Annotated in this window: 25 protein-coding genes and 3 pseudogenes; 12 read left to right on the top strand and 16 right to left on the bottom strand. The window is 72.0% G+C overall.

Translation table 11 applies throughout. From position 1 onward, the window contains the following. The first annotated feature begins 353 nt into the window (after positions 1–353). The 3 genes from ACZ3TI_RS34875 (at position 354) to pspAB (ending at position 2,022) form a co-directional block, all read left to right on the top strand. A complete protein-coding gene (locus ACZ3TI_RS34875; protein WP_465733478.1) occupies positions 354–1,328 on the top strand; it encodes a helicase associated domain-containing protein in 975 nt (324 codons plus the stop codon). Between the two features lie 96 nt (positions 1,329–1,424). Continuing rightward, on the top strand, positions 1,425–1,655 hold the full coding sequence (locus ACZ3TI_RS34870) for a helicase associated domain-containing protein (protein ID WP_465733476.1): 231 nt from the start codon (positions 1,425–1,427) through the stop codon (positions 1,653–1,655). Between the two features lie 115 nt (positions 1,656–1,770). Beyond that, on the top strand, positions 1,771–2,022 hold the full coding sequence (gene pspAB / locus ACZ3TI_RS34865; RefSeq protein WP_465733474.1) for a PspA-associated protein PspAB: 252 nt from the start codon (positions 1,771–1,773) through the stop codon (positions 2,020–2,022). 11 nt (positions 2,023–2,033) lie between these two features. Here pspAB and ACZ3TI_RS34860 read toward each other — a convergent pair whose 3' ends face one another. Together ACZ3TI_RS34860 and ACZ3TI_RS34855 are read right to left on the bottom strand one after the other, a co-directional pair. Beyond that, positions 2,034–2,744 carry a hypothetical protein gene (locus ACZ3TI_RS34860; protein ID WP_465733472.1) on the bottom strand — a complete coding sequence of 237 codons (711 nt, stop codon included), beginning with the start codon at positions 2,742–2,744 and terminating at the stop codon, positions 2,034–2,036. A 61-nt stretch (positions 2,745–2,805) separates the two neighbouring features. After that, the gene (locus ACZ3TI_RS34855; RefSeq protein WP_465733470.1) at positions 2,806–2,946 is read right to left on the bottom strand and encodes a hypothetical protein; all 141 of its coding nucleotides are present in this window, start codon (positions 2,944–2,946) and stop codon (positions 2,806–2,808) included. Between the two features lie 601 nt (positions 2,947–3,547). On the opposite strand from ACZ3TI_RS34855, the pseudogene ACZ3TI_RS34850 reads away from it, so the two are divergent. Further along, positions 3,548–4,742 (top strand): annotated as a pseudogene (locus ACZ3TI_RS34850) (serine hydrolase domain-containing protein). Positions 4,743–4,899: 157 nt separating this feature from the next. Here ACZ3TI_RS34850 and ACZ3TI_RS34845 read toward each other — a convergent pair. From ACZ3TI_RS34845 to ACZ3TI_RS34810, 8 genes are all read right to left on the bottom strand, one after another. Beyond that, a complete protein-coding gene (locus ACZ3TI_RS34845) occupies positions 4,900–5,523 on the bottom strand; it encodes an Imm21 family immunity protein (protein ID WP_465733468.1) in 624 nt (207 codons plus the stop codon). Next, positions 5,471–5,662 (bottom strand): Imm21 family immunity protein, encoded by a 192-nt coding sequence (locus ACZ3TI_RS34840; RefSeq protein WP_465733538.1) that lies wholly within the window; start codon positions 5,660–5,662, stop codon positions 5,471–5,473. The genes ACZ3TI_RS34845 and ACZ3TI_RS34840 overlap by 53 nt, the downstream gene beginning before the upstream one ends. A gap of 459 nt (positions 5,663–6,121) precedes the next feature. After that, a complete protein-coding gene (locus tag ACZ3TI_RS34835) occupies positions 6,122–7,513 on the bottom strand; it encodes an amidase (RefSeq protein WP_465733466.1) in 1,392 nt (463 codons plus the stop codon). Further along, positions 7,500–7,709 (bottom strand): hypothetical protein, encoded by a 210-nt coding sequence (locus tag ACZ3TI_RS34830; protein ID WP_465733464.1) that lies wholly within the window; start codon positions 7,707–7,709, stop codon positions 7,500–7,502. The genes ACZ3TI_RS34835 and ACZ3TI_RS34830 overlap by 14 nt, the downstream gene beginning before the upstream one ends. A gap of 105 nt (positions 7,710–7,814) precedes the next feature. Then, positions 7,815–8,765 carry an MBL fold metallo-hydrolase gene (locus tag ACZ3TI_RS34825; RefSeq protein WP_465733462.1) on the bottom strand — a complete coding sequence of 317 codons (951 nt, stop codon included), beginning with the start codon at positions 8,763–8,765 and terminating at the stop codon, positions 7,815–7,817. A 48-nt stretch (positions 8,766–8,813) separates the two neighbouring features. Continuing rightward, positions 8,814–10,049, bottom strand: a complete 1,236-nt coding sequence (locus tag ACZ3TI_RS34820; RefSeq protein WP_465733460.1) for an MFS transporter — start codon at positions 10,047–10,049, stop codon at positions 8,814–8,816. 82 nt (positions 10,050–10,131) lie between these two features. Continuing rightward, entirely contained in the window at positions 10,132–10,716 is a 585-nt protein-coding gene (locus ACZ3TI_RS34815; protein WP_465733458.1) for a TetR/AcrR family transcriptional regulator, read from the bottom strand. A gap of 100 nt (positions 10,717–10,816) precedes the next feature. Further along, positions 10,817–10,948, bottom strand: a complete 132-nt coding sequence (locus ACZ3TI_RS34810; RefSeq protein WP_465733456.1) for a hypothetical protein — start codon at positions 10,946–10,948, stop codon at positions 10,817–10,819. A 153-nt stretch (positions 10,949–11,101) separates the two neighbouring features. On the opposite strand from ACZ3TI_RS34810, the gene ACZ3TI_RS34805 reads away from it, so the two are divergent. The 4 genes and pseudogenes from ACZ3TI_RS34805 (at position 11,102) to ACZ3TI_RS34790 (ending at position 14,541) form a co-directional block, all read left to right on the top strand. Next, positions 11,102–11,734: a hypothetical protein gene (locus tag ACZ3TI_RS34805; RefSeq protein WP_465733454.1), complete on the top strand. Its 633-nt coding sequence runs from the start codon at positions 11,102–11,104 to the stop codon at positions 11,732–11,734. Between the two features lie 304 nt (positions 11,735–12,038). Further along, positions 12,039–12,143, top strand: a pseudogene (locus ACZ3TI_RS34800) (IS3 family transposase); the annotation flags it as partial. A gap of 596 nt (positions 12,144–12,739) precedes the next feature. Continuing rightward, entirely contained in the window at positions 12,740–13,378 is a 639-nt protein-coding gene (locus tag ACZ3TI_RS34795; protein ID WP_402223622.1) for a ParA family protein, read from the top strand. After that, positions 13,378–14,541, top strand: a complete 1,164-nt coding sequence (locus ACZ3TI_RS34790) for a ParB/RepB/Spo0J family partition protein (RefSeq protein ID WP_465733452.1) — start codon at positions 13,378–13,380, stop codon at positions 14,539–14,541. The genes ACZ3TI_RS34795 and ACZ3TI_RS34790 overlap by 1 nt, the downstream gene beginning before the upstream one ends. Before the next feature lie 957 nt (positions 14,542–15,498). Here ACZ3TI_RS34790 and ACZ3TI_RS34785 read toward each other — a convergent pair. The 3 genes from ACZ3TI_RS34785 to ACZ3TI_RS34775 all read right to left on the bottom strand — a co-directional run bounded on the left by ACZ3TI_RS34785 (position 15,499) and on the right by ACZ3TI_RS34775 (position 17,201). Further along, the gene (locus ACZ3TI_RS34785) at positions 15,499–15,759 is read right to left on the bottom strand and encodes a hypothetical protein (RefSeq protein WP_465733450.1); all 261 of its coding nucleotides are present in this window, start codon (positions 15,757–15,759) and stop codon (positions 15,499–15,501) included. Between the two features lie 82 nt (positions 15,760–15,841). Then, complete coding sequence (locus ACZ3TI_RS34780) at positions 15,842–16,681, bottom strand: transposase family protein (protein WP_465733536.1); 840 nt, start codon at positions 16,679–16,681, stop codon at positions 15,842–15,844. A gap of 64 nt (positions 16,682–16,745) precedes the next feature. Continuing rightward, positions 16,746–17,201, bottom strand: a complete 456-nt coding sequence (locus ACZ3TI_RS34775; RefSeq protein ID WP_465733448.1) for a hypothetical protein — start codon at positions 17,199–17,201, stop codon at positions 16,746–16,748. Positions 17,202–17,412: 211 nt separating this feature from the next. Here ACZ3TI_RS34775 and ACZ3TI_RS34770 point away from each other — a divergent pair. From ACZ3TI_RS34770 to ACZ3TI_RS34760, 3 genes and pseudogenes are all read left to right on the top strand, one after another. Beyond that, positions 17,413–17,808, top strand: a pseudogene (locus tag ACZ3TI_RS34770) (NUDIX hydrolase); the annotation flags it as partial. A 713-nt stretch (positions 17,809–18,521) separates the two neighbouring features. Continuing rightward, complete coding sequence (locus tag ACZ3TI_RS34765; RefSeq protein ID WP_465733446.1) at positions 18,522–18,734, top strand: hypothetical protein; 213 nt, start codon at positions 18,522–18,524, stop codon at positions 18,732–18,734. A gap of 73 nt (positions 18,735–18,807) precedes the next feature. Next, positions 18,808–20,169 carry a helix-turn-helix domain-containing protein gene (locus ACZ3TI_RS34760; protein WP_465733444.1) on the top strand — a complete coding sequence of 454 codons (1,362 nt, stop codon included), beginning with the start codon at positions 18,808–18,810 and terminating at the stop codon, positions 20,167–20,169. Positions 20,170–20,777: 608 nt separating this feature from the next. Here ACZ3TI_RS34760 and ACZ3TI_RS34755 read toward each other — a convergent pair. Next, a complete protein-coding gene (locus tag ACZ3TI_RS34755; protein ID WP_465733442.1) occupies positions 20,778–21,335 on the bottom strand; it encodes a TetR/AcrR family transcriptional regulator in 558 nt (185 codons plus the stop codon). Positions 21,336–21,447: 112 nt separating this feature from the next. Between ACZ3TI_RS34755 and ACZ3TI_RS34750 the strand changes: the two genes are divergently transcribed. After that, a complete protein-coding gene (locus tag ACZ3TI_RS34750; protein ID WP_465733440.1) occupies positions 21,448–22,050 on the top strand; it encodes a DUF2867 domain-containing protein in 603 nt (200 codons plus the stop codon). 143 nt (positions 22,051–22,193) lie between these two features. Here ACZ3TI_RS34750 and ACZ3TI_RS34745 read toward each other — a convergent pair whose 3' ends face one another. Together ACZ3TI_RS34745 and ACZ3TI_RS34740 are read right to left on the bottom strand one after the other, a co-directional pair. Next, positions 22,194–24,002: a DUF6895 family protein gene (locus tag ACZ3TI_RS34745; protein ID WP_465733438.1), complete on the bottom strand. Its 1,809-nt coding sequence runs from the start codon at positions 24,000–24,002 to the stop codon at positions 22,194–22,196. A gap of 93 nt (positions 24,003–24,095) precedes the next feature. Further along, entirely contained in the window at positions 24,096–24,284 is a 189-nt protein-coding gene (locus ACZ3TI_RS34740; RefSeq protein ID WP_465733436.1) for a hypothetical protein, read from the bottom strand. Between the last annotated feature and the right edge of the window lie 218 nt (positions 24,285–24,502).

The raw sequence follows: 24,502 nt of genomic DNA, 5'->3' as shown, positions 1-24,502 counted from the left end.
GGATTGAGAAGCGTCGCTACGAGTACGCCGGCGGACGCTACGTAGGCTGCGGAAGCTGCGGCGGGGACCTGTGCACTGTCTGCAGGTCCAACCATCTACAGCCGAGCAACGTGCACTTTGAGTTCAACGACGACAATATCTGCCCGGACTGCAGTCCAAAGCACTGATCACATCCACGGAACCATCCGGTCGACGGCGCAGCAGCCATCGCGCCTGGCGACCGCCACCTGATTGTGTACAAGATACGGCGGAGGCCGCCCGCCCGGTCCGGTCCGGCCGGTACCCCGGGGCAGCCGTCCGACTCCGAACAAGGGGCACCCGCACCGCGCCGGACGGGCCCGTTCTTCGCCGACGTGCGCGGGTCAACGGTCGACCTGGCCCCGGCCGTCGGCCGGGCCCTGCGGATGGCGCCGGGCAGCGGCAAGGTCGCCACCATCGTGGTGCCCGTCCTGCTCGGCCGCGGGGAGACCGGCGGGCAGCCGCTCAGCTCGAAGGCGTTCGACGGGCTGGCCAAGCTCCTGATGGCGCTGCGGGCCCACGCCGCGGCCGCCGTGGAGCGCCTGGCGATGCTGCAGTCCGAGACCCGGCCGCCGTGGGAGCCCCGGCACGCCGGGGAGCCGGAGGAGTTCCGCTCCGCCGGCGCCGAGGCGCAGCTGCTGCAGTTCTCCACGCAGCGGGATCCGGCGGTGATCGCGGCGTTCGTGCGGACCCGGGTGTTGGAGCCGGAGCGGGCTGAGTTCCGGCGGGGTCTGGAGGAGCTGTTGGCCTACCGGGAGGCGTTCGGGGATGTGAAGGTGCCGTACGCCTACGTCGCCCCGTCCGGGCACCGGTTGGGAGTGTGGGTGGCCGACCAGCGCCGTGACAAGGCCGCCGACGTCCTCGACCCGGAGCGGGTGAAGGAGCTCGACGAGCTGGGCATGGTCTGGTCGGCATTCGACACCGCCTTCACCGACAATCTGACCTCGGTGGCCGGCTACGCGGCCGAGCACGGGCACGCCTGCCCGCCCAACGAGGCGGTGTGGGGCGGGCGGCCGGTCGGGGTCAGCATGAAGAACGCTCGCACCGCGCAGCGGCGCACCGAAGCCCTCCAACGCCGGGCGGAGGCCGGCGAGACCGGTCTGGACTGGACCGGGGCGCTGCCCGCCGACCGGAAGGCGGCGTTCGATGCCATCGACCCGGGGTGGTGCCTGTCCTGGCCGGTGGAGTGGCGGCGGTGCTTCATCCTGGCCTGGCGCCACATCAAGGACGGCGGGATGCTGGCCGGTGCCGAGCCGGGCAGCATCATCGTCCAGGGCGAGGACTTGGCGGGCTGGGGCCGCGCGCAGTAGGTCGGCTGGGACAAGCTCGCACCAGCCCAGCAGTGGGCGCTGGAACACGTCCTCGGACTCGAACCCCTGGCGCCGGAGCAGAAGCCGGCTGCGAAGGTGACGCAGGCGGAGAAGGAGGCCCGGAACCTGGCAGCCGCCGCCCAGTACCGGGCCCGCGAGGGGCACCTCAACGTCCCCCGCACGCACAAGGAATCCCTGGTCCTGGCCGACGGCACCACCGTGCGGATCAGCCTCGGCCTGTTCATCGCCAACAGCCGCAGCAGGCGCGCCGGCATCCCCGCCGAACGCGCCGCCCGGCTCACCGAGCTCGGAATGCGCTGGGAGTAGCCGAACGCGGGCCGGCGCGCAGGGGCGCAACACGCCCGCTGCAACGCGGCCCGGCCGCCCTTCAAGAGGGGTGAATGCCCAGCTCAGGGGTGCAACGCGAGCTCCGCGTTGCAGCGTGTTGCACCCCGCGTTGCAGTACCGCGTTGCACTCGGCGATCAGGGCCCGCGGAGCAGCGACGGCGGCGCGGAGTCGGCGAACCGGCCGCGCGGCGGCATCTTCTACCCGATGTGTAAACAGCGTGGGCAGGAGAAGCGGAACAATCCTCTGGAAGTCGAGATCTCCAACATGCTCAAGAACGATCTTCGTATCGAGCCGGACCTTTCCCGTTGGTTCCCGCTCTGGGGCACCTCGGAGATGGAGGACTGAGGCGCGCGGCGTCAGCCGCTGGCGGAACGGTACGACTTCACGGCAGCGGCGAGGACCTCTTGGGTGTCCGTGGACGGCTCCTGGCTGGAGGAGTGCTGCACCACGAGGATCACGTCGCCCTGGCGGACGAAACCGGTGACCTTCTCGAAGGGTTTCGAGGCCCCGGGGAAGGTCGAGGTGAAGTGGATCAGGAGGCTGTCGTCAGCCGGCACCCCGGCTGGCGTGACGGACGCGGTCTCCCGGATCTTCGTGCCGTCCGTGAGTGTGGTGGTGAAGGAGGCGCAGCGCTTCGCGGCACCGCGGATGGCGTCCATGACCTCGGCCGCTCGGCCGGGCGCGTAGCGGTCGAGCAGCTCCCGGCCGAACCAGCCGTCGCCCTCGCCGCCGGTCGGCGTCCGTTCCAGGTCCGCCGCCACGTTCTCCAAGGGTGGGGCGTGCGTCGTCATGAAGGAGTCGACCTCGAGTTCGTCGCACCGAAGCGAGGCGATGGGGACGGGCGTGGCCGAAGCGGCGGTCGACGTCGGGTCGACCTCCACCTTGTTCAGCCGGAACCCCCGGGGAAGCCGCTCCTGGGTCAGCAGGCCCTCGCGCAGGCTCTTGGGCGCAGGCACCGGGCCGGAGGCCGCAGCTGCCTCCGGCCCGGCCTTCCGGTCGGCCGTGCAGGCCGACACGCCGAGAACCGCCAGAACAATCCCCACCACCGCGCAGTGACGTGTGCGCACTGATCCCACCCCCAGGATTCGTGATCGCCACGTACTCTCCCACACAGGCCCTTCCGCACACTCACGCCGCATCCCTCCAGCCGGTGCACGAGGGGCAGTCGATGTAGGCCACCGGCCCGGCGTGGGACGCCAGGCAGTCCTCGCAGATCTTCAGGCGCTGTGCGAAGCCCTCCTCCATGCCCTCGTTGACTGGGCGTTTCATCCCTGGTTTTGAGAGGGCGGTACGTGATCCAATGTCGGTTTCGTCGTCGCCTGAACGTGTGGCTCTGCAAACGGGTGACCGGTCACGGGCCTGGTCCTGGTCGGGCACGCGGTCGGCGACAAGCCCGAGGTTCGCATTCCAGGCGGCCTGGCAGAGCGCAGAGACGAGGATGCCGATATGGAGAGCGGTAAGCAGCGGGTCGGCGTGCTCGATAAGGATCGCGAGGCCGGTAAGGTGGTGCGGGTGGTCCTAGATGCACTCCACCGTGGCATTCCCAGTTCTTCCTGAAGTCCCGGGAAGGAGAATTCACGGGCCAAGTCCGGAAGAGTTCGCTGGGTTCGAGCAGCTCACGGCCGTCGAGACCGAAGATGGTCCTGTCCTGGTGAAGTAACGCTGCGGCGGGCTCGACCACCTACGTCGGAATCCGTTCAGATCTGCCTCACCGCCACACTTCGATGGTGCCGGGGGCGCTGACGCCGTTGTGTGCGGGGGCAGCCGTCGGGGTCCGCTGCACCGCAATCCCAAGGGCGTTCGGATGAATGTCCGCAGGGGGCCCGTGTGGTACCACAGGCAAAAACCTGAAGCGACTTATCCAGGACGTATGTCTATCCGGACGGGCCGATCTGCCCTGCTTCGCACCGTGACGACCATCTCTGCCTGCTTGGCAGCCGCCCTGCCCGCGATCGCCGCGCCTGCAGCGGCCGTACCGGTTCCCAGGGAACCGGCCGCCGCGTCACAGCCCTGGGAAGCGACCGCGGCGGAGCTGGACCGGGTGATCCAGCAGGCGGCCACCGAGGCTGGTGTCCCTGGCGTGATCGTGGGCGTCTGGAAGCCCGGACAGCCGCGCTACGTGCGGGCTTTCGGCGTCGCGGACACGAGCGACTGCACCCCGATGCGAACCGACCTGAACATGCGGATCGGCAGCGAGACCAAGACCTTCACCGTCACCGCGCTGCTCCAACTCGTCGACCGCGGCGAGGTCGGCCTGGACGACCCGATCTCCGCGTACGTCGACGCAGTGCCCGACGGAGAGCACATCACGCTGCGTCAGCTCGCGGATATTGCGCAGCGGCCTGTTCGCCTACAGCAAGGACACGGGCTTTCAGCACCTGCTGGCGACCGAGCCGCATCGCCAGTGGTCGCCGAGTGAGCTGCTCGACATCGCCTTCGAGCATCCCAACCAGTTCCCGCCCGGCACGCAGTTCGACTATTCCAACACGAACACCGTGCTGCTCGGCCTGGTCGTCGAGAAGGTCACCCACCGCCCCTTGCGGGACGTGATCCGAGACCTGATCACGCGGCCGAGCGGCCTGGACCACACCTTCCTGCCGGAGGCGGCGGAGTTCCCGCTGCCGCACGCCCACGGCTACACCGACGTGACGCCGGACGGCACGGTGGCGGACGCCACGGACTTCAACCCAAGCTGGGGCTGGGCAGCCGGCGCGATGATCTCGGACCTCGAGGACATGCGCTCCTGGGCGGAGAACGTCGCGACAGGCGGCCTGCTGACCCCGAAGACCCAGGCGGAGCGCCTCGACGCGCAGCCCACCGGCGCGCCGGGTGACGCCTACGGGCTGGGCATCGACATCAACCACGGGTGGATCGGCCACGCGGGCTCCCTGCCCGGCTACCAGAGCCTGACGGTCTACCTGCCCGCCCAGAAGGCGACGATGGTGATCCTGCTCAACACGGACATCCCCTCGAACGGCGAGAATCCCAGCACCCTGCTCGGCCGGGCCATCACCCAGGTGGTCAGCCCCGGCAACGTCTACGGCGACGCCTCCGACCAGGCCTGACACGCGCCCCGGGCGACGCGGGGGAGGTCACGGCAGCAGGGCACAACTCCGGGCGTCGCCTGGACAATGGGCACTCGATTAACAGCCCCCTGACCTGCACGCCAATCCCACGACAGAGTCAGGTATCCACCAAAACCTCGCATACCGCCTCTGAGAGTCAGGTTCCGCGCCAGGTCGGAGTGGCTTCGGCACCGCCGCCCTGGTCATTTTCCTGCTCCTGTACGCCGGGGTGATCCTGCCGACCGTCTGGTCCCGCCACCCCGCCCACCGCACCCTGACCACCCTGCTGAACCACCTTCCGCGACCACCGCCCGATCCCGCCCCACCTGCGGCGCAACGCCGGCGCGCACAGAGCATCCTGCCAGCCTGGCAGCAGCACTACGTGGTCTTCCCGCGGCTGCTGTTCGTCCTGGCCGACACCGGCGAGCGCGCCGCCGGGCAGCGCATCCGCGACCTCCAGGCCGTCGCCGATACCCACCCGCTGGTCGCCCGGATGCTGATGACCGTGAGGGCCGGCGCGGCCTCGGCCGTCCGGGTAGGGCACGCCGAGGTGCCGACCGGCCTCGGCCGAGTCCATGAGGACTGCCGGGCCGTCAGTGTCCCAAAACCCGCACTCCTCCCACCGCGTCGCGGGATCGGCCAGTACGGTCTCGGCCGCGGCGAACGAGTCGGCGGCGAGCCGGCGAACGAAGGCCCGCCGGTCGGGCAGGTAGCAGGTCGTGGCACCCTCATCGCCCAGCACCAGTGCGGAAACGGTGTCGTGACCGCGCAGGCCGATCACCTCGGCCCAGGCCCGCTACCTCGCAGGCCCGGTCGTGGTCATCAGGCCGGTCACCGTCGCTGATGACCATGCCTTCCTCGGTGCATCCGCCCCAGGAGGACAGCGCGGACTCCGGAACGACGATCAGGGGACCGCCCATGGACTCGGCCCAGGTCGGATCGAGGGACCTCCGGACAGCATGTCGATCAGAACTCATGCGCGCAGTGTGCCGCTGACCGGTGACAACCGAGCAGCCCACCTGGTCTGCCCGGGGACGGGCTCCACGACCAGGCCCACCGGCACGGTGACGTTCACCGACACCACCACCGGCACGTCCTTGGGCCCGCGGCCGCTGTTCCTCGGCCTCGACAATGCGCCGCCGCGGGCGTCGTCACCTCCTTCCGCACCGCCGGCAGGCACCTCGTCACGGCCGTCTACAGCGGCGACAGCGTGTACCAGGGCAACGGCGCCAACCCCGAGACCACCACCGTCGCGGTGAGCCCCTGAACGGGCCGGGGACTGAGCGGCCGTCTGCGTCCAAGCAGCGGCCGCAAGGTGGTCCAGTCCGCACCGTCGGCGTGACCGCCGCCCCGGAGGCCTCCGTCCCGGGCGCCCTCGCTCAGGCCGCCGGGGCGAGGGCCGGGGCGGGCCGCGTCTGCTCGTGGGCGTAGCCGACCCGCAGGAGTACCGGCTCGCCGAGGGGCCGGCCGAGCAGCTGCATGCCGATCGGCAGGCCCGCCTCGTCGTGGCCGACCGGGACGGTCAGGGCGGGCACCCCGGTGATGTTGGCGGGGGCGCTGAGCCGTACGTAGGCGTCGGAGACGCTCTCGACCGTGCCGTCCGGCCAGGTGACCGTCTCCTCGTCGGCTCCGACCGCGGGCATGGGGACGCTCGGAGCGGCGATCACGTCGACCTCCGCCAGCATCCGCGCCCACTCGGCACGCATGAGCGTGCGGGAGCGTTGAGCGCGTACGTAGTCACCGGCGCTCATCAGTTCGCTCGCCTCCAGGAGGATGCGGACGTCGTCCTGGTACAGCTCGGGGACGGTGCGCAGGCTGCCCTCGTGGTAGGCGCCGGCCTCCGGCACCATCAGGCCCCACTGCGTGGCCTGGATGTAGCGGGTCATCGGGATGTCGACTTCGACGAGCCGGGCGCCCAGGGCCTCCAGTTGCCCGATGGCGTTCCGGACCGCGGTCTCCACCTGCGGGTGGACGTTGTCGAAGTAGTAGGTGCGCGGCACGCCGATGCGCAGCCCGGTCAGGTCCGTTGCGTCGCCGGGCCGGTAGTCCGCGGCGGGCACGGACAGCGAGGCGGGGTCGCGGGGGTCGTGTCCGGCCAGCGCGGTCAGGACCAGGGCGGCGTCCTCGACGGTGCGGGTGATGGGGCCGACGTGGTCCAGTGACCAGGACAGGGAGGTGACGCCGTGCCGGGGCACGAGGCCGTAGGTCGGCTTGAGGCCGACGACCCCGTTGAGTGCGGCGGGCACGCGGATCGACCCGCCGGTGTCGGTGCCCAGGGCGAAGGTCGCGGCGCCCGCGGCGACGGCGACCGCGGAGCCGCCGCTGGAGCCACCGGCGACCCGGCCGCGGTCCCAGGCGTTGCGGGTCTGCGGGGTGGTCAGGCCGAACGCGAACTCGTGGGTGTGGGTCTTGCCGAGCAGGACGGCGCCGGCCGCGCTCAGGCGCGCGGCGACCGTGCTGTCCGCCGCCGCGCGGTGGCCGGCGCGGACGCGGGAGCTGGCCGTGGTGGCCATCCCGCCGACGTCGATCAGGTCCTTGAGCGCCATCGGGACGCCGTGCAGCGGTCCCCGGTGGCGGCCGTGCGCCACGTCGTGCGCGGCCTCGGTGGCCGCGCGGCGGGCGTGTTCCGCCGTGACCGTGACGTAGGCGCCGAGCTGCGGCTCGGTCTTCTCGATGCGGTCGAGGACGGAGTCGACCAGTTCGACGGGGGACAGTCGCCGGGCGCGGATCGCGTCCGCGGCGGCGGCGAGGGAGAGCTCATACGGCTGCATCGTGCTTCTCCTGTGCGGCGCGGTAGGCGGCGGCGGGCGGGACGTCCGCGAAGTCCAGCTCGCGCAGGACCGAGACGACCGTGTGGATGTGGTTGGCGACCGCGGCGACCGCGGCATGGCGCTCGGCGGGCAGGACGAGTCCGGAGCGGGCGGCCCAGCGGGCGGCCTCCGGTGGGGTGAGTTCGACGGTGGACACGGGGATGCTCTCCTGCTCGGTCGGGTTCTCGGTTGGGTTCTCGATCGGGGACCGTAAAGGCCAATGGCTTGCTTTAGATGGTTGCGGGCGCCGCGGCCCGCGCGGTCAGGCCGCGGTGGCCGGGAGCTCGGAGCCCGGCTCGGCGAGCAGCCGGTAGCGGCCGTTCTCCCGGCGGACGGTGCCGGCCGTGGGCTGCGGGAAGTGGGTGCCCAGGAGCAGCGCGTCGGTGTCCGCCAGGGTGTCGAGCAGCCGGGCGCGGGTGCGGACGGCCTGGGCGGGGTCGATGTCGACGCAGCTGTGCACGTGGGGGTGGGACAGCTGGACGGGGTGGTGGATGCTGTCGCCGGTGATCAGCGCCCGGCGGTCGCTGCCGCGCAGTTCAACGGCGACCTGCCCCGGGGTGTGGCCCGGGGCGGAAACCAGGAGGACGCCCGGCGCGACCTCGTACCCGTCTGTGTTCCCGTGCCCCTGATCGGGGACGGCCACGGCGTCGTACTGCCCGGCGTCGCGGACGGGGTGGACGGAGTCGCGGAACATCTGGGCGCGTGCCTCGTCCAGGTCGGCGGCGGCCCAGTGGTCCCATTCGGTGCGGCTGGTGAGGTAGCGGGCGTTGGGGAAAGTGGGGACCCAGCCCCCACCGTCGAGGCGGGTGTTCCAGCCGACGTGGTCGGTGTGCAGGTGGGTGGTGATCACCAGGTCCACGGACTCGGGCGGGAAGCCGGCGGCGGTCAGGCGCTCCAGGAAGTCGGTGTCCAGGCCGTTCCACGCCGGGTTGGCGCGCGGCTTGGCGTTGCCGATGCCGGTGTCCACCACGATCCGTAGTCCGCCGGCCTCCACGGCGAAGCCGTGGCTCGCCAGGCGGGGGACGTCGGCGTCGGCGAAGTCGGGGCGCAGCCACGGCGCCTGGTCGAGCACCTGCCTGGTGGCGTCCGGCAGCAGCCAGGGCCCGGTCTGCCGTGGCAGTTCGATCTCGTCGACGCGGCGCACGGTGATGTCGCCGAGGCTCCATCCCGTGCTCGTGCGGGAGGCGGCGGGGCGGGGGGTGGCGGTGCTCAACGGTGGGTCCTTTCGGGCAGTACGGGGGCGTGCTCGGGCTGGGTGTGCTCAGGCGGCGGGCGGGCGCCGCAGGCCGCGGACGAGGCCGGCCAGGGCGAGCAGCAGGACCGTCGCGGCGTAGAGCGCGAGGGCGGTAGGCAGGCCGTACAGGTCGGTCAGTCGACCGGCGAGGACGGCGGGCACGCTCATCGCCAGGTAGGCGAGGAGGTAGTAGGCGGCGAGCGTGCCGGCGCGTTCGCCCGGGGCGGCCGGGGGCAGCAGCAGGCGCAGGGCGCCCTGGGTGACGGCGCCGAAGCCCGCGCCCGCCGCGGCGGCGCCGGCGAACAGCGCGGCCAGGCTGTGCAGGTGGGGGGCGCCCAGGGGCAGCAGGGTCCCTGGGAGTAGGAGCGCGGTGCCGGTCAGGCTCACGGCGCGGGCGGGCAGGGCCCGGCAGGCGTGGCCGGTGAGGCCGGCTGCGGCCGTCAGGGTGAAGAAGACCAGGCCGCCGGTGGCGGGGACGGTGTGCGGGGCGATGAGGCGGGCAAGCGAGGGGCCGAGGGAGGAGTAGAAGCCGCCCAGCGCCCAGGCGGCGGCGATGCCGGGGGCGGCGAGCGCCAGGGCCGGCCGGGAGGCGCGGGCGACGGCGATCGCGGGGCGCAGCGAGCGCAGGGCGCCGGGTCCGGGGCGGGCGGTCTCGGGGCGGGCGGTTTCGGGGGTGCGCAGGACGGCGGCGGTCTGCGCGACGAAGAGCAGGAGCAGCAGCAGGTAGACGGTGCGGGTGGGGGCGGGGGCGTACTGCGCGAGGGCCGTGGCGGCCAGCACGCCGGCGGCCATGCCGACTGCGGGGGCGACGGCGTTGGCGGCCGTCGCCCGGCCGGGGCGGTCGGGGTCCTCGAAGTCGAGCAGGGCGGCTCCGGCGGCGCCGGTGGCCACGCCGGTGGCCAGGCCCTGCAGGATCCGGGCAGCGATCAGCGTCGCCGCCCCCTGGGCGGTGGCGAGGACGGCCGTCGCGGCGGCTTCGGCCAGCAGGGCCCCGGCGAGGACCGGGCGCCGGCCAAGGCGGTCCGAGAGCGTGCCGGCGGTCAGCAGGGCCAGCAGCAGGGCGAGCGCGTAGGCGCTGAACACGACGGTGAGCGTGGTGGCCGACAGGTGCCACGCGTGCTGGTAGAGCGGGTAGATCGGGGTCGGTGCGCTGGAGGCTGCCAGCAGGGCCGCCAGGACCGAGGCGTGCAGGTGGAAGACGCTGCGGCGGCTCGGCGCGGGCAGGCGGCGGGGGCGGGACGGCAGGGCGGTGACGCTGGTCATGGAGCACCTCTAACCCTTAAGGCGAATGCTTTGCGTTAATCACTCTAGGCACCCGGGAGCCCATGACGCAAATATTTAGCTTTTAGCGGCCCGGGGGCGGGGGCGGCGCAGCGCCGCCGAGCGCCGCCGCGACCAGGCCGTCGGTGTAGGCCCCGGACAGCTCCGAGGGGCGGAACAGGATCCGGTACATCAGAGGGGCGACGAGGACGTCCAGCAGGGTCTCCACGCCGGGTACCCCCTCCCCCCGCCCGGCCGCGCGCACGCAGACGGCCGTCAACTGCTCGGCGGCGTAGTCGGAGCAGCGGACCGCGTTGCCCTGCTCGGGATCACCCAGCAGGGCGTCGCGGATGTACGTGCGGCCCGCCGTCGAGGACATCTCCTCGGCGAACTGCGCGGCCCACGCCTCCAGATCGGCCCGCAGACTGCCGTGGTCGGCCGGCGGGGCGTCCGGGCGCAGGCGTTCGACCGCCACGTCGGACAGCAGCTCCCGCAGGTCCCCCCAGCGCCGGTAGACGGTGGACGGCGTCACCCCCGCACGCGCAGCGATCAGCGGCACGGTGAGCGCCTCCCGCCCCACCTCCGCCTCCAGCTCGCGGACGGCCTGGTGCACGGACTGCTGGACGCGGGCGCTGCGCCCGCCGGGGCGTGTGGTCGCTCGGGAACTCATGCCCACACCTTAATGCGAAGGAGTTGCGTCCGGCCGGGATGTTACCCCGGCGGGGCCGTTGCGGAGCGGACCGGCGATTCGCCGTGATCCCGTCCGCGGGTCAGAGGCCGAAGTGCTCGATGGCCCGGACGGCGACCTCGTCGGGGCGCAGGCGGGTGTTGTCGACCAGCAGGTGGGCGTGCGGGATGGGGGCGAAGTCGTCGAGCGAGTTGAGCCGGTGCCTGGCGTTCATGCCGATCAGGTTGTTGTCGGACCATTCCAGGTCGCGTTCGGGCGCCTTCTCCGCGAGGCTGACCCGCCTGCACGCCGAGGGCCTGGCGGAGTTCGTGACCCTGCCGCAGGCCGCCGTGCGAAGGCCTGGCACCTCACCGCCCAGGGCGCGGCAGTGGCGGCCACCTGCCCCGAGGCTCGCCGCCCGACCGCCCAGGCGCTGGACGGGGAGCAGCTGGCCGTGCGGCACGGGCGCGAGCACCTGCTCGACGTCGGCCGGATCCACGCCGCCTTCGTCGCCGACGCCCGCCCCCGTGGCGAGGCCTGCGGGCCGCTCGACCTCCTCCCCGGCCTGGAGCTGTCGGTCGGGAGCCGCGGGGTGTACCGGCCCGCCGCCGAGCTCGCCTACACCGCCGGCCTCGGCGAGGAGCGGTACCGGCTGCGGGCGTTCGTCGAACGGCACCGCCCCGGTGTCGGCGCCGAGGAGACCGCGGCGCAGCTGGCGGCCTGCGCCCGGGTGTGGGAGCAGGCGGGCGAGGACGGGGCCGGTCGGGCGTGGGAGCGGCGCTGGCGAGCGTTCCCGTGGCTGCTGGTGGTGCTGGTCGGCACGGCGGCATCCGGGGTGCGCTCGGCGGTGGCGGATCTGCGGCTGGCCGCCGAGGAGAACCCGGCTGTCGCCGAGATGCTGGCCGCTGTCCCGGCCGGCGCCGCCCGCATCGAGGACCTGGTCCAGCGCGGACCGTCCGCGCCGATCTGGCACCCGCTCGGCGGCCGGGACGGGCGGGCGTGCGGGTGGACCGAGCCGTAGGAGACGAGCGGGCCCCGCCCCTGGCGGCCCTGCTGGCCGTCCCGGCGCCGCCCTCCCCTCGCTTTTTTCGCCCAGGAGCTCGACCCGACCCGGCGACGGTACTGAAGCTCATCGACGAGCACCAGGACCGCTTCGGGGCCGAGCCCGTTATCCGGGAACTGCACATCCCCGCCTCCACCTGCTACCGCTTGCGCCGCGACGCCGTAGAGCCGAGCGAGCGTAACCGCCACGACGCCGAGCTGACCGAACACATCCGCCGGATCCACGCCGACTCCGACGAAACCTACGGCTCCCGCGCGTCCACGCCGTCCTGCGACGCGAGGGCACCCGCGTCGGCCGAAAACGGGTCGAACGCCTGATGCGCCAGGCCGGCCTCCAGGGCGTCAGCCCGCGTCGGCCGATCGGCTGACCCCCGCACGTGCGGGGAGGAGCCGGTGCTGGCCCTGTCGTGGAACCTGCGCCGGGGCTGACCCCCGCACGTGCGGGGAGGGGACTTCCCGACCTGGGACGATGCAGCACCTTTGCGACTTCTTGACCTGCTGTGGCACCCGGCAGAGCCAGAAGTAACCAAGCTGCTGGACCGTCCCGGAGGATTGGAACATCCTCCCACACGACGCCACACCAGCGACGGCGATCCAACCCGAACCACCACGCATGGGTTGGGCAACAGCAACCGGGCATCGAAGCACCCACGGGTTTCGATCCACGTGCTCGAGTAACTGCCTTTCATGCACCCTCCCCCCTCTGCCGCGCATGCGTCTCCATGCCCGTCGAGAAAAAGGTCAGGACCCACTTCGGAGAGGAGTAGTCAGGTCTCGATGCGGAATCGATCCGATCATTGTGCTCAATAACACGCGGGTCGCGTCAGGCCCCTACCTGATCATCTGGAATGCTGTTCCCCGTCCGCCGTCCATGGCTTTGGCGGCGGGCATCCGCAGTACCGGGCAACACCGCCCGGGAAGCCCACGGAGAGAACGGAACATCATGAAGCCATCTGTGCTTGTCGTGTCCACCGACCCCCAGGGGTCCGCCGTCGTCTGGGCGGAGCGGGTGGGAGACAACCTGCCCTTCGACTTCATGGCGGCGCACGAGCAGGCCGACCAGCTGATCCACCTGAAGAAGACCGGCGCGAAGATCCACGTCATCGCCAACCAGAAGGGCGGCGTGGGCAAGACCACCACCACGGTCAACCTCGCGGCGTGCACCTTCGACGTCCTCGGCGAGAAGGACGAGTACGAGCACATCTTCATCGACACGCCGGGCACCCTGGCCGACGAGGAGATCCTGCGCCGGGCTCTGGAGATCGCGGACGACGTCCTGGTCCCGATGATCACCGAGCCGCTGTGCTTCGACCCGACGGCCCGGACGATCCAGAAGGTCATCGAGCCGATGGACATCCCCTTCCGAATCGTCGTCAACAACTGGGACCCTCGGGACGGCCGCGCCGACCTCGAGGACACCGAGGCGTACATCGCGGCGAAGGGCTGGCCTCGTGCCAAGACCGTCCTTCGCCGCTACAAGATCCACTCGCGGGCGGTCGCCGAGGGCACCGTCGTCACCCAGTACAAGGAGAGCGGCACCGCCTACCGGGCGCGCGAGGACTTCTTCCGCCTGTCCCTCGAGCTCGGGTACGGGGGTCGCTGATGGCAGGCCGTCGTGTCTCCTTCGCGTCGATGGCCGCCGACCCGGTCGTCGACGCCCCGGGTGTGGACAGCACCAAGGACACCCCGGCGCGGTGGGTCCCCACCGCCAACTGCCTGCCCAACCCCCGCAACCCCCGCGACGAGCTGGGCGACCTCTCCGACCTGGCGAGCATCAAGGACCGCCAGCTGCAGAGCTGCCTCGCCGTCACCCCCGACGCCTACCTGCGGCTGTGGCCGGAGGACCGGCAGGTGCTCGGTGCGGGTCCGCAGGACGTGGTCATCGTCAACGGCAACCGCCGCCGCGCAGCGGCGCAGCTGTACGGGCGGGAGCAACTGCTGGTCGTCGTCGACGACACGGTGGCGGAGTCCAAGGCGACCCTGCTGCGGGCGGCGCTCGACGAGAACATGGCGCGCAAGGACTTCGACCCGATCGAGGAGGCCAACGCGGTCCTGCTCATCGTGGCGCAGTACCCGTCCGCCAAGGAGGCCGCCGAGGCGGAGGGCTGGTCCCAGAGCTGGATCTCGCACCGCAAGAACCTGCTGAAGCTCCACCCGGAGCTGCAGCGCCAGGTGCGGGCCAAGGCGCGTGGCGAGGAGGGTATCTCCATCAACGTCGCGCGGCGTCTGGGGTCGGTGAAGGGCATCGAGGAGATGTCCTTGGCCGAGCAGGCAGCCGAGCTGGATCAGCTGCTCCAGTCCGACGCGGACGCGGTGGCAGCGAAGCGGGCGGCGAGGCTGGAGGCGAAGGCCGCGGCCAAGGCCGCTCCTGCGGACGTACCTTCTGCCGCGCCGGCTCCGCAGCCGGTGGTCACGCCTACGCCGGCCGCCCAGCCGGCCGCCCAGCCGGTCGCAGAGGCGACGCCGTCGAGGGCGGAGCCTGCGGTCCCCGCCGCGCCCCGGCCGGAGCCCGCCCCGCAGGCTCCGCGCGCGGACGCTGAGCCCGCTTCGAGCACCGACCGATTTTCCGCGGAAAATTCCGAGCCGCTCCCGATGCCGGAGCAGCGCGAGAAGCCGGCAACCGCCACCCCGCAGGCGGATCTCGGCAACGTCGACTGGCACAACGTCGAGGAACTGGCAGACGCTATCTGCCGTACCCTCTCGGCCGACGAGGCCTACCGCCTCGCCGACGCCCTGGCCAACCGTCTGCTGACGACCAGCAGCTGACGCATCCGTGGTGTCCCGCCCCACCGTTCGGGTGGGGCGGGACACCACTGCTCGTTCGCGGGCCCATAGCGGGTCACCAGGGCTCAGCGTCCTCCCCAAATCGGACGACCAACCGAGACACAGCTTTCAGGTGCACGTGGCACGATGTCAGGTGCTCTTTGACTCCTCAACAGCCCAACCGTGCCAGCGACACGCCGCTTCCGCCCCACAGCGGTGGAAGGTTCTCCGTCGCTGGCAATCCCATCAGTCAAGAAATGGCAAAGCCTGGACAGGGAGACGTCGACGAGGCGTGCACCATCGCGAGGGACGCCCTCGGCCTGGCGAGCGCCACGATCGTGCGCTCGTCCTGCGAGCTCGGGCGCTGCAGAAGGCCCTTGCCCCATGGGCTCGCGAGAGACCCGTGCTGGAGCTGGACGCCTGCGTGAGAGAGTCGGAGCGCAACTTGTGCGCGTGTGGAGTCCGACCGTGGTGTGGGAGACGTTCGGGCGTCGGCGGGTGTACGGCAGTCCATGGGTCGAGATGTGGCTCGACGACGTCGAGGTGCCCGGCGTCGGCCGGACCGACCACCACGTCGTCCGCTACCCCAAGGCGTCGACCACCGCCGTCGTCACAATGAGTGGTGTGCATCGTGAAGTTGCTGGTCACGGGTCTGGTGTGTGGTCGGGAGAGCTACTCGCGCTGGTCGTCGGCGGGTGTCCATGGCGAAGATCGTCTGACATGTCGTTCGGGGCCGTCCTCGGGTCCCTGCTGCGCATCGCCGAGCGGGTCCTGAACCGGCTGGACGAGCAGGCCCGGGCCGGGGCGGAGGCCGCCGCGGCCGTCGCCCCGGCGCCCGCCCGGGAGGAGGCTGACCCTGAAGCAGCCTGCCCGCGGCTGGGCGAAGAAGCCGAGTGCCACCGGCCGATCTGGTCTACGAGGAAGACTCGGGGCCGTCGTCGCCGAACTGCCGGTGGCGGGTCATCGAGCGGTGAGGACGTGCGCCCACGGCTCATCGATGTCGGCCAGGCCCAGCACGGCGACCACGTTGTCGAGCATTCCGGCGCCGAACCAGCGCCGCACGGCCTCGTCGTCGCCCAGCAGCTGCCGAACGGTGTCAACCTGCTTGGCGTAGCACCGGCGCACGGCCTGCGCCACCAGCGGCTCGCCGACGGCACAGCAGCCGTTGCGCGGGTGGTCGAGCAGGAGGTACGCCAGGAGGTCCCGGTCCGGTTCACGCACGGATGGCACCAGAAAACGCCGTAGGCGGCGGGCGGCGGCCCGGTGCCATCGGCGCCCGTCACGCTTCGGCGAAGATCGTCGGTCACCGGGAGACTTCGCGGTTCGTCAGGACCAGCAGAGCCCTCACCAGGGCGGTCGCCCACTTCGGGTCGGTGCGTACCTTGCCGAGGACGCGCCAGTTCTTCAGGTGGGCGAAACCGTGCTCGACCGGCGCCCGTACCGCGGCAAGGGCCTTGTTGGACAGCTTCTGCCCGCGCGTCAGCGGCCGGTTCCGGGCGGCCTTGTAGCCGGTGATCACCGCCGGGCCGGCGTCGGGACCGCTATCGTCGCGCCCGACGAATCCCAGGTCAGCAATGGCTCCGAGGCCGGCCGCCCGCAGCCTGACGGTGAGCCGGTCGTGACGGCAGGCTGTGATCTCCGAGGTGCGTCCGGGCCGGGCCGCCGAGACCCACACCAAGCGGCCCTGGTCGTCGGTGAGCGCGATCACGAGCAGGCCATGGTGTTGGTGCTTGCCGGAGTAGTTCTTCCGGTTCTGTGTCCCGGTGCGCCGCCGGGTGCGGATCAGCGAACCGTCCAGCAGGACCACCCCGCCCCCCGTTCGGGTGACCTTCTTCAGGGCGCGGTCCAGGCGCGGGGCGCGGGCGGCCAGCAGGCCGACGGCCTCCCTGACCCACCGGGTCACGGTGGTGCGGTGTATCCCGTTGCCGCCGGCCAGGTCGCCCGGCCGCTGGTCACAGCGCAGCACCGCGAGCACGATGGCGGCGATCTTCCCCGCGGGCAGGGCCCGCCACCGCGAGCCGAGCTTCTTGCAGTGGCTGCGTATCAGGCTGGCGAGCCAGTTCAGGGTCGCACTCGACAGCGGCAGGCGGGCAGTGTAGACAAGGCCGTCAGGGCCCCCGGCGAGACCGTTGTTTTTCTTCACACCAAACTCAACTGCCGCCGGAGGCACGTCGGTTACGGCCCTCAGACGCCCGCCGGCGGCGCGGCTACGGGCGTGCGGTGAACCTGCCGTCGGGGCGTTTGTGCAGCCAGCCGCGGTCGGCGAGTTTGGTCAGCTTCGCGCGCAAGGGCTCCAGCTTGCCGCGCGCCGTCACCTCCAGGCCCAGCTCCTCGCCGACGCCCCTGACCTGTACCGGGCCATCGGCGGCCCGCACGATCGCCAGGATCTCGCGGTAGTCGCCGGGCAGGGCGGCCTCGTCGGGAGTCTCGCTGCGGTGCGGGATCAGCAGAACCGCCCGCCCCGCCACCCGGGCGGGAGTCGGGGCGACGGCCGCGGCGGCCTCCGCCGCGGCCCGGTCCTGCTCGTCCAGCCGGTTCAGGACCCGCTCGGCGATCACGAGCTCCTCCCTCTCGGCCTGGACCTCCTGCAGCTGCTTGGCCAACTCCGCAGCAAGCGTGTCCAGTTCACTCCGGCGAGCCGCGATCCACTCCAACTCCTGCATCCCCGCACCCTCCCACGCTCTTCCGGCGTACCGGCCCGGCCACGGATCGTAAGAGCGGTACCGCAGCAAGCGCAGCAGAACCCGAAGACGGCCCCCAACGACATGTCAGACGATCTTCGCCATGGACACCCGCCGACGACCAGCGCGAGTAGCTCTCCCGACCCTCACACCAGGCCCGTGACCGGCAACTTCACGATGCACACCACTCAATGAGCAGGGCGAGTTCCTCCTCCGCTACCGGCACCGGTTCATCACCGGCCGCTGGGGGTGGGAGGTGCCGGCCGGGTGGGCGGAACCCGGTGAGGCCCCCGCGGCCGCGATCGCCCGGGAGGTCGAGGAGGAGACCGGCTGGCGGCCCGGCCGTGTCGAGCTGCTGACCGAGTACGACGCCATGGCCGGCATCTCGGACGCCCACTTCCGCTCGTACCACGTGACCGGCTGCACCGAGGTGAGCACGCCGCAGGACGTGTCCGAGGCGACCCGCGTGGAGTGGCTGCCGCAGTCCGAGGTGGTCAAGCTGCTGACGGGCGGCGAGATCTCGGACGGCCCGTCGCATGCCGCGCTCAGCTACTACCTGGGTCCGTACCGGCTGGCCCGGCAGACCTGACCGGTTCGGTCACAGGCCGGCCACGGCATGAAGGCCAAGCCCTGCACCCGGTGGGTCACCGGTCCTTCGGGTGCAGAAGGCTCCGTGCCCGAGTTCGTCACCGAGTACTGCGGGTTCTCCGAGGCTCGACCGCGTTCCCTTGACACCTGCGGGGGCCAGGCGTCGCTCGCATTCATCACCGGACTGGCAGGCAAGTCCTCCCCGAACGCGCGAGAATCTGCCGCAACGACCCAGGTGACAGGCCCCGGCAGCGGCAGGAACGCCGCCGGCGGTGCCGCGAGGTGCGGCACCGCCGGGCGGGGTGAGGGGCCTGCGGCAACAGGCGGGCCTCGGGTGGTGCGCGGCGACCGTCCGGACCAAGGGATCGGGGCGCCGTGGTGGGCGGCTCCGGGAGGGAGCGCCGCAGCCACCTTCGGCAGGCGACCGGGTGTTGCCCAAGGCGGGAACTGTTTCGCAAACAAGACCGGACGGCGGTGCACAACGGCACCTCCGGCCTGCGGGGATGTCGAGGTTGTCCACCCTTTGCCGGTTCGGACGAAACATGCTCGGCCGCCGTCCGGGCCGACTTAGGGGCCGCCCCGGACGGCCGGTGGAAAAACGCCCGCCCCAGGCCATTGCGGCGGTGCCGGGCGGCCGTGAAACGCTGGGCGCGTCGCGGGCGGCAACCCGTGATGAACCGTCAAGTACCGTCCGGACCAAAGGACATGATCACCATGGCCATGCGCCGTCATCCCTCGCGGGTGCCCGCTAGCGGGACCGCGTTCTGCATCCACCTCCCCGGGGGCCGCACGCTCGGCGTGCCCTGGATCGTCCCGACCGGTGTCACGGTCGTCGTGCTCGTCGTCCTGGGCTACGACGTCCAGGCCGCCGTCGCGGCGGTCCTCGCCATGGGCGCGGTCGCGCGCGAGCTCGGCCAGTCCTCCTGACGGTCCGGTCCCGTGTCCACCGCGGCGGTGCCGCGCTCCTGCGGCACCGCCGCGCACCGTGAGGAGGTGCGCCGTGCCACGTCGTGAGAACCCCATCGATCCGCGGGCCCCCTACGCGGGGCTCGCCATGCTGCTGCGCCGGGCCCGGGAGGAGGCGGGACTGCCGCCCTACAAGGCGCTGGCGCGCCGGACCGGCTTCTCGGTCTCGGCGCTCTCCCAGGCCGCCTCCGGCAGACGGCTGCCCAGCCTGGAGCTGACCGTAGCCTATGGCAGCGCCTGCGGCGGCGACCCGGAAGTCTGGTCTGCGCAGTGGAGCGTCGCCCGCGCCCGACACACCGCGGCCGACCCGGCGGGATCCGGCCCGGGACTGCGCCCCGAGCCGACCGGCTGCCGGACAGTGGGCGAGTTCGTGCGCTGCCTGCGCGACCTGAAGGCCTGGGCCGGCGACCCGTCACTGGGCTGGATCGCCCGGCACGTGGCCGGCCTGCTCGGCGCCCGGGTGGGCCGCAGCACCGTGGGCGACGCGCTCAACCCGAACCGCCGCAGTCTGCCCTCGCTTCCCCTGGTCACCGGCTTCGTCCACGCCTGCCTGCACTTCGGGGCCGTGTACGGGGGCCGAGGCTCCGGACAGGACGTCCCCGCCCAGTACCGCGACGCCTGGCACAGACTGCGGCGGCAGGCTTCCGGCGCGGCCCGGGACGGGGGCCGCCCGACGGCGGCGCCGGAGCGGTCGGCCGGGGTCTCGGAGAGGCGTCCCGCGAAGCGGCTCGGCTCGCTCGACCACCGCCTCCCGGCGGAGGCCGCAGAGCTTGCCGACGCCCTTCGGGAACGGTTCCTCGCCCAGGGCTGTTCCCTGCGGCAGGCCGCCATGGCGGTCTTCGTCAGCCCCGCCACGATGTCCCGGTACCTGAGCGGCCGCAGGATCCCGCCCCGGGAGTTCGTCGACGGGTTCGCGGCTTTCACCGCCGCCGACCCCGCTGATGCCGAGGCCCTGCGCGGTCGGCTCGACGAGCTGCGGTGGCGGGCGCTGAACGCGACCGGCCCGAGGACGGCGCTGACCGTCGAGCTGGCGGAACGGCTGGACGACACCCACAGCCGCACCGGAGCCCTGGACGCGGAGGTCACCAGGCTGAGGTCCGAGGTCACCGACCTGACGGTGCTTCTCCGGCAGGCCTACGAGGACGCCCAGCGGCTCGGCGCGGCCAGGCGCAGCACCTGGGCGAAGGCTCCCGCGCCGGCGCCGGTGCCCGTCTACGGTGACGTGTTCGCGGGCCTCAGGGCGCCGACCGCGCCGCAGCCGCGCAGGCTGGCGGTGGCAGTGCGCCGACCGTCGGGGGCAGCGGGGTCACCGAGGGTCGTCCGCGCAGGGTCGCCGGCGGGTTCGCAGGCGGTGGCGGGTTCGCGGGCGGTGGCGGCGGTCGCCGGGGCCCGGTAGGGCGGTCTGCGGCCCGGTGTGGCGGGTGGTCTCCGGCCTACGCGGGCGCATCCGGCGGTTCGGGGCCGTCGAGGGGCCAGCGGGCAATGCGCCGAACCGCTCGGGTCCGAGTGCGTGGGCGAGCCCGATCGCAGGGTAGCCCGTGCGGCTGGCGGACTTGAGGAGCGGTCCTGCCTTCTCGTGCGTGCCCCAGACCTCAAAGAGCAGGTCGGGGTGATCGTCCAGAACGTACGGGGCGGCCAAGTCGTGAAGCGCGCCCAGAGGTCCACCGAACGGCACGCGCCATGTGCGCCCTCCGGCTGTTCGCCGGGACAGTCTTGGCGCACTATCGGGAGGCCGCGCTCGACCGGCCGGACCACCCCCTCGAACGGCTCCCGCAGCCTCTCCGGGTACGGTCCGAACCTGACGATCGGCGGGTAGGGCCAGACCGACGTCCGCTGACTCGTCGGCAAGTTGCCTGCTCGCAACGAGCACGGTCGTACCGGGTCCGTCCTCGGATGAGGGCGGACCCGAAGACTGATCGCAAGCTCGCGCAGGCGCCAGTTCACCTGACGCGGACTGCCCGGTCCCGCTCTCCTGCGATCGACCAGCGGACTGCCGGACTGTGCCTAGGCCAGGAGCCGTTTCCTGGCCAGCTCCATCACCTGTCCGCGGCTCAGCCCCCCGTGCTCGGCGGCGATGAGATGGCTGCCGAGCCGGATCGAGAAGGTCAGCATGCACCGCAGCTCGACCTCCTCCTCGTCCGCGCAGAACGAGCCGAACAGTGAACGCAGGTACTCCATCCGCCGGTTGTCCACCCGCCGCAGCCGCTCCGCCACGGACGCCTCCCGTCGCGCCCAGTCGCGGATCGCGAGCTCGAGGGCGACGCCACGGGCCGGCCCGTCGGCGGCCGCGGTGATCGTGAACAGCCGGTCCAGCCGGGCCCTGGCGTCCCCGCCGCCACCCTCGACCTCCTCGATCACCGCCTCCGCGGCTTCCCGCTCCCAGGTGTCGAGCATTTCCTCCAGCAGCGCGTCCCGGTTGCGGAAGTAGCCGTAGAAGCCGCCCTTGCTGACCCCGAGCGCCTGTGCCAGCACCTCGACGCGCACCGCGTCCGGGCCTCCGACGGCCAGCGCCTCCAGCCCGCGCGCGATCCACGCGTCGCGCGGCGTACGGGTCACGCCCATGTGGTGCCTTCCTGGTTCCTTGCTCACGGCGGATATACGGGTCCGTATAGACGCCTCCGTATATTTCTTCTACCTTAGGTCCATACGCCACCGTATAGACAGGGGTTCGGCCATGAGACTGCCCAGGACCGCCCACACCACCCGTCCCTGGCGCATCCACGCCGTCGCGCACGACTTCCGCGTCGAGGACGTGTGGGCCCTGCCCACCCCGGGCGGCCCCGACGACTTCCCGCGCCTCGTCCGCGTGTTCACCGACAGTGGACCCGCCCGGCAGGAGCCCTTCCTCACCTCGCCCGTCGCCCGCGCACTCTTCGCGATCCGCTGGAAGCTCGGGGCGCTGTTCGGCTGGGACAGGCCGGACGCGGGCCTCGGCGCACGCGTGCCCACCCTGCGCGACCGCCTGCCGGAGGACCTCCGCGGGGAGCTCCCGCCATCCCGCAACCCCCGCTTCACGGCCGTCTACCAGACCGACGACGAGTGGGCGGCCGAGATCGCGAACCGCACCATGCACGGCGTGCTGCACCTCGGCTGGGTCCCCGACGGCTCCGGCGGCCACCGCGGCCAGATGGCCGTCCTCGTCAAACCCAACGGCCCGTTCGGCCACCTCTACATGGCCGTCATCAAGCCCTTCCGCTACCTCGGCGTCTACGACAGCCTGCTGCGGACCATCGGCACGCGCTGGCAGAAGCAGTCCGGCACCGCCCCGCGCACCTGACCGGCTCCGCCACGAGGGGCCCACGGGGGTGGGCGCCTCGCGGTTCGCCATCGGCAGGTGGCGAGACCCAGCGCGTGCCGTCCCCACCGGGACGGCAGATACAGCACCCGGTGTCCACACCCCGGGGAAGCCCCGTGCGCGGCTCAACCCGCGGTTCGGCGTGAGCAGTACGGACTCTCGCCGGGTCGCACTCGACGCTGGTCGCCCTGCTGCGCGTCGTACAGGCTCGACAGGGCGACGACGCAGTTCTGGGTCCAGATGCGGAGCGCCGTCGCCCGTTCCCGGTGGCCGTCGTGCGCCGGGTAGCCGAAGGCGCCGGTGGGGTGCTGTTGGCGGAGCAGGAAGTCGACCCCGTCGTGGGTGATCCGGTGATCGGCCCAGCCGAGCAGGCCCAGCCCTTGGAGGAGCGCGGCGACTTCTTCGAGTCGGTAGTTCCGGCAGGCGGCCGGCAGCGCGGCCGCGAACCGTTCCGCGACGGAGTGCCAGATGAGGGCGTCACCACCGAGGCAGTGCGGTCGGGCGTCGGCGTACCGCGCGAGGGCTGCGGCGGTGACCGCGGGCTCGTGGTTCTCGGCCAGCAGGCTCGCGGGGTCCGCGGACACGAGGAGGGAGCCCGCCTGCTGCTCGGTGAGCCGGCCCAGATCCCGCAGCCGGGCGACTCCGCCGGCCGCGGTCGCGGGAACGGCGGTCAGTCCGGTGAGCGCTGCTGCCGTGTCGGTCAGGAAGCGGTCGAGGGAGGCGCAGGTCACTCCGCAGGCCGAAAGGCCGCGCGCGCATTCGGCAACGGCGTCGACGCCGTGCCGGCCCCAGGCCACCGGCTGGTCGACGGCGTCCTCGGCGCGTTGCGCCAGCCCGGTGAGCGCCCGGGCGGCGAGTTGCGGCTCCCCCAGCGCGTGTGCGGCTCGCGCGGCCGCGCCCGTTGCCGGGACCGCGTCGTCGAAGGTCGCTTCGGCGGCGGCGTCGGTCAGCCAGGCGGTGGCACACCGGATCGCGGCGTCGAGCCGTCCGTGGTCGGTGGCCCGGGCAGGCGAGGGACGCGGCTGCCGGACGACGGCCGCGTCGCGGGCGAGGTGCCCGGCCAGCGCGGCGACGATCGTGGTGTGGTAGCCCGTGGCCCAGTCGCGGTACTCCGCGTCGCCGCTCTCGAGTTCCGGCGGAAGGATGCCTTCGGGCCCCGCGACCCGCCCGCCGGGTTCCTGCACATCGGCGAGATACGCCCAGGCCCGTGCCACCTCGGGCGAGTCGTGGAGCCCCAGGCACAGCAGGCAGCAGAGCAACTCGGCGACGAGGTCGGCGTTCTCCCTGCGGCGGCACAGGAGACTGAGTGCCTCCAGCAGTTCCACGGCCCGGGGCAGATCGAATCCGGCGGGCCACCGCGGAATGCGCCGACCGAAATCGGTGGCGTAGAACACGGTGTGCGTGATCGCGTAGATATCGCCGTCGCTCAGCTTGAGTACCGACGGGTCCGCACAGAGCAGGGAGAAAGGCAGTACGGCACTGTCCGCCGGCATTCCGTGGTCGATTCCGGACAACTCCAGTGTGTGCAGCAGGTCCAGCTGCCGGAAGGGAATGCGCTCGAAGCAGGCCGCATAGCGTCCGGCGACCGCTTGCCCGATCAGGCGCTCGAATTCGTCATCGCGCTTCCCGCACAACCTCTGCGACGCGTAGGTGCCCGCGTACAGCAGCAGGGCCCGCTCGTCGCGTGCGACGAGCTCACGGTACGAGGCACGCGACGCCACCTCGGCGACCTGGTCGGACAGGGTCCGGTAGTCGGCGTCATCGCCGTCGAAGGACCCAGCCCCCGCCCGGGCGCGCAGCCCGACCAGCAACGCGACCTCGACGAGCGCCTTGCGGACGAACAGCACGCGCCCCTTGTCGGCGGTGCCGGGGTCGAAGCGGGTGCGGTGCGCCGCGAGCCAGGAGACCGCCGCCCGCTCCACCGTGCGCCACATGCCGGTCACAGTCGTCCCCCTGATGAATCGATGCCATCCGACCCTGACCGCGTTTCGCCTGGCACGGGACACCCCGCACGACGCGGTCGCAGGCTAGGCCTCGGCGGCCACGGACGGGACGACAAGCACGTACTTGTCCCAGGCCAGCACATAGCCGGCCACTTCTCCGAGCGTGGTGGTCGCACTGACCAGCTGCTCCAGAGTGGTGTTCATGTCGATCAGCCCGCTGTTCTGCAGGAAAGCGAGCGCGGCCCGGGTATCGACGGCAGAGCAATTGTTCATGGCGAACCTCCGGCGATGGCATGCTTTCCGCGAATTCCGTCACGCGGAGCACTCGTTCTCGATTGTGTCTATGGTTCGCATGAGTGTCATCGGCGAATACCATGATTCACTCGAACGGGCCATTCTGAATACTATTTGGGCCGTACTCGGCCGGGAGCTCCACCGTGGTCACCTCAACCGATGGCACAGCGCCGTACACCTGCCGGCCGTCCTCGTCC

This window comes from Kitasatospora sp. NPDC023120, from assembly GCF_055560835.1.
Note: the sequence above shows the minus strand (reverse complement) of the source record. Positions and strands in the feature narration are given on the sequence as shown.